The organism is Streptococcus sp. 339 (genome assembly GCF_013277285.1).
GTDB lineage: Bacteria > Bacillota > Bacilli > Lactobacillales > Streptococcaceae > Streptococcus > Streptococcus pseudopneumoniae.
Genome location: NZ_VMMR01000050.1, coordinates 20363 through 27628 on the forward strand (window position 1 = coordinate 20363; position 7266 = coordinate 27628).

The 7266-nt window shown below is 39.2% G+C and carries 6 protein-coding genes and 1 tRNA gene; all 7 read left to right on the forward strand.

The window, feature by feature from the left end:
* Positions 1 to 65: 65 nt before the first annotated feature.
* The 7 genes from HT736_RS06725 (at position 66) to HT736_RS06755 (ending at position 7014) form a co-directional block, all read left to right on the forward strand.
* Positions 66 to 1277 (forward strand): OFA family MFS transporter, encoded by a 1212-nt coding sequence (locus HT736_RS06725; protein ID WP_054392598.1) that lies wholly within the window; start codon positions 66 to 68, stop codon positions 1275 to 1277.
* 212 nt (positions 1278 to 1489) lie between these two features.
* Positions 1490 to 3025, forward strand: a complete 1536-nt coding sequence (locus HT736_RS06730; protein ID WP_138704988.1) for a DEAD/DEAH box helicase — start codon at positions 1490 to 1492, stop codon at positions 3023 to 3025.
* A 256-nt stretch (positions 3026 to 3281) separates the two neighbouring features.
* Positions 3282 to 4070, forward strand: a complete 789-nt coding sequence (codY, locus tag HT736_RS06735) for a GTP-sensing pleiotropic transcriptional regulator CodY (RefSeq protein ID WP_000940732.1) — start codon at positions 3282 to 3284, stop codon at positions 4068 to 4070.
* Positions 4070 to 4645, forward strand: a complete 576-nt coding sequence (locus tag HT736_RS06740; protein WP_172930869.1) for an isochorismatase family cysteine hydrolase — start codon at positions 4070 to 4072, stop codon at positions 4643 to 4645. Before codY ends, HT736_RS06740 begins: the two co-directional genes overlap by 1 nt.
* An 80-nt stretch (positions 4646 to 4725) precedes the next feature.
* Positions 4726 to 4811, forward strand: a tRNA-Leu gene (locus tag HT736_RS06745).
* 288 nt (positions 4812 to 5099) lie between these two features.
* On the forward strand, positions 5100 to 6230 hold the full coding sequence (gene ugpC / locus HT736_RS06750) for a sn-glycerol-3-phosphate ABC transporter ATP-binding protein UgpC (RefSeq protein WP_000229957.1): 1131 nt from the start codon (positions 5100 to 5102) through the stop codon (positions 6228 to 6230).
* 271 nt (positions 6231 to 6501) lie between these two features.
* Complete coding sequence (locus HT736_RS06755) at positions 6502 to 7014, forward strand: adenine phosphoribosyltransferase (protein ID WP_023933925.1); 513 nt, start codon at positions 6502 to 6504, stop codon at positions 7012 to 7014.
* Positions 7015 to 7266 lie beyond the last annotated feature (252 nt).

Here is a 7266-nt window from a genome sequence, read left to right on the forward strand (position 1 = left end):
TGATAAACTAAAATCCTATCTATTTTTATATAAGATAGAATAAATGTTCGAAAATAGGAGGTTTTATGAAATCGAATCGTTATATTATTGCCTTTGCTGGGGTCATTTTACACTTAATGCTGGGTTCTACTTATGCTTGGAGTGTTTATCGCAACCCTATTATTGAAAAAACGGGATGGGATCAGGCTTCTGTTGCCTTTGCCTTTAGTCTAGCAATCTTTTGTTTGGGCTTATCGGCTGCATTTATGGGGCGTTTGGTAGAAAAATTTGGTCCGAGAGTCATGGGGAGTCTATCTGCTTTTCTATACGCAGGTGGAAATATCTTAACAGGATTTGCAATAGACCGTCAGGAGCTGTGGTTGCTGTATCTCGCTTATGGCATTTTAGGTGGGCTTGGTTTGGGAGCAGGCTATATTACCCCTGTGTCAACAATTATAAAATGGTTTCCTGATAAACGTGGTCTCGCAACAGGTTTAGCGATTATGGGGTTTGGTTTTGCTTCTTTATTGACTAGTCCTATAGCGCAACATCTCATCGCGGGGGTAGGGCTTGTAGAAACTTTTTATATTTTAGGTGCAAGTTACTTTATTATCATGCTCCTAGCTTCACAATTCATTAAGCGTCCAAATGAGCAAGAGCTTGCAATTTTATCTGCTTCAGGGAAAGAAAAAATAGCCTCTTTGACGCAAGGAATGGCTGCAAATCAGGCTCTGAAAAGCAATCGGTTTTATATACTTTGGATTATTTTCTTTATCAACATAGCTTGTGGTTTAGGCTTAATTTCAGCGGCATCGCCAATGGCACAGGAAATGGCTGGCTTGTCTACAAGTCATGCAGCAGTAATGGTGGGCGTTTTAGGGATTTTCAATGGATTTGGTCGCTTGCTTTGGGCGAGTTTGTCTGACTATATCGGTCGCCCTCTAACCTTTAGTATATTACTGCTTGTCAATCTTTTCTTTTCTCTCTCACTTTGGCTCTTTACAGATTCCGTTTTATTTGTAGTCGCTATGTCTATTTTGATGACTTGCTATGGAGCTGGTTTTTCTTTGATTCCAGCTTATCTCAGTGATATTTTTGGAACCAAGGAATTGGCTGCTCTGCATGGTTATATTTTAACAGCTTGGGCAATGGCTGGTTTAGCAGGACCTATTTTATTAGCAGAGACTTATAAAATGGCTCATTCTTACACACAAACCTTGTTCGTTTTTATCATTTTATATAGTATCGCCTTGGCTTTGTCTTATTATCTAGGTCGTTCCATCAAAAAGGAAAGCTAAAAACCGCTTACATGATTTTCTGTAGAAATGGGGCTATCTTTTGCTTCTCTCTTGTGTTATACTAGATAGGTTGCAAAGAAAACAGTACTTTTCTTTTGTGGAAAAGAAGCAACACGATTTTGTATCCAGTATATGAAAATACGTCATAAAAAGAAAAGTATAAACTAAGCCCTATAGGGTGGCTTCGCACCACCTTTAGAAAGAAGAATAACGTGAAATTTAATGAATTAAACTTGTCTGCTGATTTGCTAGCAGAGATTGAAAAAGCTGGTTTTGTAGAAGCCAGTCCGATCCAAGAACAAACCATTCCCTTGGCCCTTGAAGGCAAGGACGTTATCGGTCAAGCTCAGACTGGTACAGGAAAAACTGCAGCCTTTGGCTTGCCTACCCTTGAAAAAATCCGTACAGAAGAAGGGACTATCCAAGCCTTGGTCATCGCTCCAACTCGTGAACTAGCTGTCCAAAGTCAAGAGGAACTCTTCCGCTTTGGTCGTAGTAAGGGAGTCAAGGTTCGCTCAGTATATGGTGGATCAAGCATCGAAAAACAAATTAAGGCTCTTAAATCTGGTGCCCATATCGTGGTGGGAACTCCAGGTCGCCTTTTGGACTTGATTAAACGCAAGGCCTTGAAATTACAAGATATTGAAACTCTTATCCTTGACGAAGCGGATGAAATGCTCAACATGGGCTTCCTTGAAGACATTGAAGCTATCATCTCCCGTGTCCCTGAAAACCGTCAAACTCTACTCTTCTCAGCAACTATGCCAGATGCTATCAAACGTATCGGTGTTCAGTTTATGAAAGAACCTGAGCATGTCAAGATTGCTGCTAAGGAATTGACAACAGAATTGGTTGACCAATACTATATCCGAGTTAAAGAACAAGAAAAATTTGACACCATGACTCGTCTCATGGATGTGGAGCAACCTGAGCTTGCTATCGTATTTGGTCGTACAAAACGCCGTGTAGATGAATTGACTCGTGGTTTGAAAATCCGTGGCTTCCGTGCAGAAGGAATTCATGGTGATTTGGACCAAAACAAACGTCTTCGTGTCCTTCGTGACTTTAAAAATGGCAATCTTGATGTTCTGGTTGCGACAGACGTTGCAGCGCGTGGTTTGGATATTTCAGGTGTGACCCATGTCTACAACTACGATATTCCACAAGATCCTGAAAGTTATGTTCACCGTATCGGTCGTACAGGTCGTGCTGGTAAGTCAGGTCAGTCTATTACTTTTGTTGCTCCAAACGAAATGGGTTACCTGCAAATCATTGAAAACTTGACCAAGAAACGCATGAAAGGTCTCAAACCTGCAAGTGCAGAAGAAGCATTTCAAGCTAAAAAACACGTAGCTCTTAAGAAAATCGAACGTGATTTTGCAGATGAGACTATCCGTGCCAACTTTGAGAAATTTGGTAAGGATGCTCGTAAGCTAGCTGCCGAATTTACTCCAGAAGAATTGGCAATGTATATCTTGAGTCTGACTGTTCAAGATCCAGATAGTCTTCCTGAAGTAGAAATTGCACGTGAAAAACCACTGCCATTTAAACCATCAGGTAATGGCTTCAGTGGTAAAGCTAAGGGAGGTCGTGGAGGCCGTCGTGGAGATGACCGTCGAGACCGTGATCGCCGTGGCAATGATCGTTTTGATAAGGAAAAACGTTATCGTAAGGATAATAAAAAACCACGCACTACTTCAAGCGAAAAGCAAACAGGCTTTGTGATTCGTAACAAGGGCGATAAATAAGAAAAAGCGGTTCAAAATGAATCGCTTTTTTTTATATAAGGAGACCGAATGTGAAAAAAGATAAATAAAATTGTTGTATTATCTTTTTATAATGTTATGATACACAAAAACAGGCAACTTGTCAATAGAAAAGGAACAATTTAGTTAAAAATATTCTTGTTTTTTCAAATTGCAATTAAATAAGCAATTTTCAGATAATTATTGAAAAAGAGACGTTTTTATGTTATAATGATAGCGATTAAATTCGAGGTGAAAAATGGCACATTTATTAGAAAAAACAAGAAAGATTACATCAATTTTGAAGCGCTCAGAGGAGCAGTTGCAGGATGAGCTTCCTTACAACGCTATTACGCGTCAGTTAGCGGATATTATTCATTGCAATGCCTGCATTATCAATAGTAAGGGACGTCTGCTTGGCTATTTTATGCGTTATAAAACAAATACAGATCGCGTAGAGCAATTCTTCCAAACTAAGATTTTCCCAGATGACTACGTTCAAGGGGCTAATATGATTTACGAAACAGAAGCAAATTTGCCTGTTGAGCATGATATGAGTATTTTCCCTGTTGAGAGTAGAGACGATTTTCCAGATGGATTAACAACTATTGCACCGATTCATGTATCGGGGATTCGCCTTGGTTCTTTGATTATTTGGCGTAATGATAAAAAATTCGAAGATGAAGATTTGATTTTGGTTGAGATTGCCAGTACCGTTGTTGGGATTCAACTTCTCAACTTCCAGCGTGAGGAAGATGAGAAAAATATCCGTCGCCGTACTGCTGTTACCATGGCGGTTAATACCCTTTCTTACTCCGAACTCCGTGCTGTTTCAGCAATTTTAGGAGAATTAAATGGAAATGAAGGGCAGTTAACTGCGTCTGTAATTGCAGACCGTATCGGAATCACTCGTTCTGTGATTGTCAATGCTCTGCGTAAACTTGAATCTGCGGGGATTATTGAAAGTCGCTCGCTTGGAATGAAGGGAACCTATCTTAAGGTCTTGATTTCAGATATTTTTGAAGAAGTGAAGAAAAGAGATTACTAATGACTAAGGCTTTGATTTCGATTGACTATACGGAAGATTTTGTTGCTGATAGTGGTAAATTGACAGCAGGGGCTCCAGCTCAAGCTATTTCGGAAGCCATTAGCAAGGTGACTCGGTTAGCTTTTGAACGCGGAGATTACATCTTCTTTACGATTGATGCGCACGAGGAAAATGATTGTTTCCATCCAGAAAGTAAACTATTCCCTCCTCATAATCTGATTGGGACGAGCGGACGGAATTTATATGGAGATTTGGGGATCTTTTATCAAGAGCATGGTTCAGACAGTCGTGTCTTTTGGATGGATAAACGCCATTACTCAGCTTTTTCAGGGACTGACCTGGATATTCGTTTGAGAGAGCGTAGAGTGTCTACCGTTATCTTAACAGGTGTCTTGACGGATATCTGTGTCCTGCATACAGCTATCGATGCCTATAATCTAGGATATGACATCGAGATTGTTAAACCAGCTGTTGCTTCTATCTGGCCTGAAAATCATCAATTTGCCCTAGGTCATTTCAAAAATACACTTGGAGCTAAGTTAGTAGATGAAAATCTAAATGAAATTTTAGAGTAATTTGGTAGATGAAATGAAAAATTTTGAAAAAAAGTGTTGACAAGTATCCCAAAAGTTGATATACTAGTAAAGTAATCGACGCGGGGATGGCGGAATTGGCAGACGCGCAGGACTAAGGATCCTGTGACCGCTTTAGGTCGTGAGGGTTCAAGTCCCTCTCTCCGCATAGGATAAGAGTTAGCTTAGGCTAGCTCTTTTGTATTTCTCTAAAAAATTAGAATCCAGTCAAATGTAGTGGAGAATCAGCGAAAATATGGGAAAACTAATCCTTGTTTCTGCTTTTGTCTTTTGTATAGAAGAATAATAAAGATTATCTTCTTAAAATTCTCCGATATTCTCTAAAGTTTTGTGCAAGTTGCACAGAACTTTTTTGTTTTTTTGGTCACCTTGCCATAGAAATGTAAAGCGTTTTCATCTATAATATAATTATCAAAAGACAAAAGGAGTTCACCTCATGGTAGAATTAAATCTTAAAAATATTTACAAAAAATATCCAAACAGCGAACACTATTCAGTTGAAGATTTCAACTTGAACATCAAAGATAAAGAATTTATCGTTTTCGTAGGTCCTTCAGGATGTGGTAAATCAACTACACTCCGTATGATTGCTGGTCTTGAAGACATCACAGAAGGTACTGCATCTATCGATGGCGTGGTTGTCAACGACGTAGCTCCAAAAGACCGTGACATCGCCATGGTATTCCAAAACTACGCTCTTTACCCACACATGACTGTTTATGACAACATGGCTTTCGGTTTGAAATTGCGTAAATACAGCAAAGAAGATATCGACAAACGTGTGCAAGAAGCAGCTGAAATTCTTGGATTGAAAGAATTTTTGGAACGTAAACCAGCTGACCTTTCAGGTGGTCAACGTCAACGTGTTGCCATGGGTCGTGCCATCGTCCGTGATGCAAAAGTATTCTTGATGGACGAACCTTTGTCAAACTTGGATGCTAAACTTCGTGTATCAATGCGTGCTGAGATTGCGAAAATCCACCGTCGTATCGGAGCTACTACTATCTACGTAACTCACGACCAAACAGAAGCGATGACACTTGCAGACCGTATCGTTATCATGTCAGCAACTAAGAACCCTGCTGGTACAGGTACTATCGGACGTGTTGAACAAATCGGTACTCCTCAAGAAGTTTACAAAAACCCAGTTAATAAATTCGTAGCAGGATTCATCGGAAGCCCAGCTATGAACTTCATCAATGTGAAATTGGTTGGAAGTGAAATTATTTCTGATGGTTTCCGTTTGAAAGTTCCAGAAGGTGCTTTGAAAGTTCTTCGTGAAAAAGGCTACGAAGGTAAAGAATTGATCTTCGGTATTCGTCCAGAAGACGTGAATGCAGAACCTGCTTTCCTTGAAACATTCCCAGACTGTGTTGTAAAAGCGACTATCTCTGTATCAGAACTGCTTGGTTCAGAATCTCACCTTTACTGCCAAGTTGGTAAAGATGAATTTGTTGCAAAAGTTGATGCTCGTGACTACTTGCAAACAGGTGCAACAGTTGAACTTGGATTTGACTTGAACAAAGCACACTTCTTTGATGTAGAAACTGAAAAAACAGTCTACTAAAATAAATAAAATTCAAAGCACTACAAGAAAAGATATCTCTTTATCAATTGTAGTGGAGAGATATCAGTTAATCTAAGGAGAGAAACAAAATGCTTCTCTCCTTTTTGCTAGGGAAGTCATATTATGCATCTATCTTGTGATACCCTTTGAATAAAAATGGTCATCTTATTTGACTTATAGGGTGACTAGCAAATGAAATATTGTTTTCCCTTTCTTCTTTACTGGAAAATATGCTATAATAGAGAGTAAAAACTTTGAAAGAAAGAAAAATATGAATTTAAAAGATTACATTGCAACAATTGAAAATTATCCAAAAGAAGGTATCACCTTCCGTGATATTAGTCCTTTGATGGCTGATGGAAATGCTTATAGCTATGCTGTTCGTGAAATTGTTCAGTATGCTACTGACAAGAAAATTGACATGGTTGTAGGGCCTGAGGCTCGTGGATTTATTGTGGGCTGTCCAGTTGCCTTTGAGTTGGGAATTGGTTTTGCACCTGTTCGTAAACCAGGTAAATTGCCACGTGAAGTCATTTCTGCTGACTATGAAAAAGAGTACGGTGTTGATACCTTGACTATGCATGCGGATGCAATCAAACCAGGTCAACGCGTTCTTATTGTAGATGACCTCTTGGCAACAGGTGGAACTGTTAAGGCAACTATCGAGATGATTGAAAAACTTGGTGGTATTGTAGCAGGTTGTGCCTTCCTTGTTGAATTGGATGAATTGAACGGCCGTGAAAAAATCGGGGACTACGATTACAAGGTTCTTATGCATTATTAATGAAAAACAGTCCCTGGGGCTGTTTTCTCTACATTAGGATATAAAAATAGACTATAGCTAGTTAGAGAAAAACTATAATTGAAAACTATATCTTCTTGCAGTATAATAAAAGGACTATGTGTTTGAAATTTAGTTTCATACTCAATGAAAATCAAAGAGTAAACTAGCCGTAAGCTGCTCAAAGTACAGCTTTGAGGTTGCAGATAGAACTGACGAAGTCAGCTCAAAACACAGTTTTGAGGTTGCAGATAG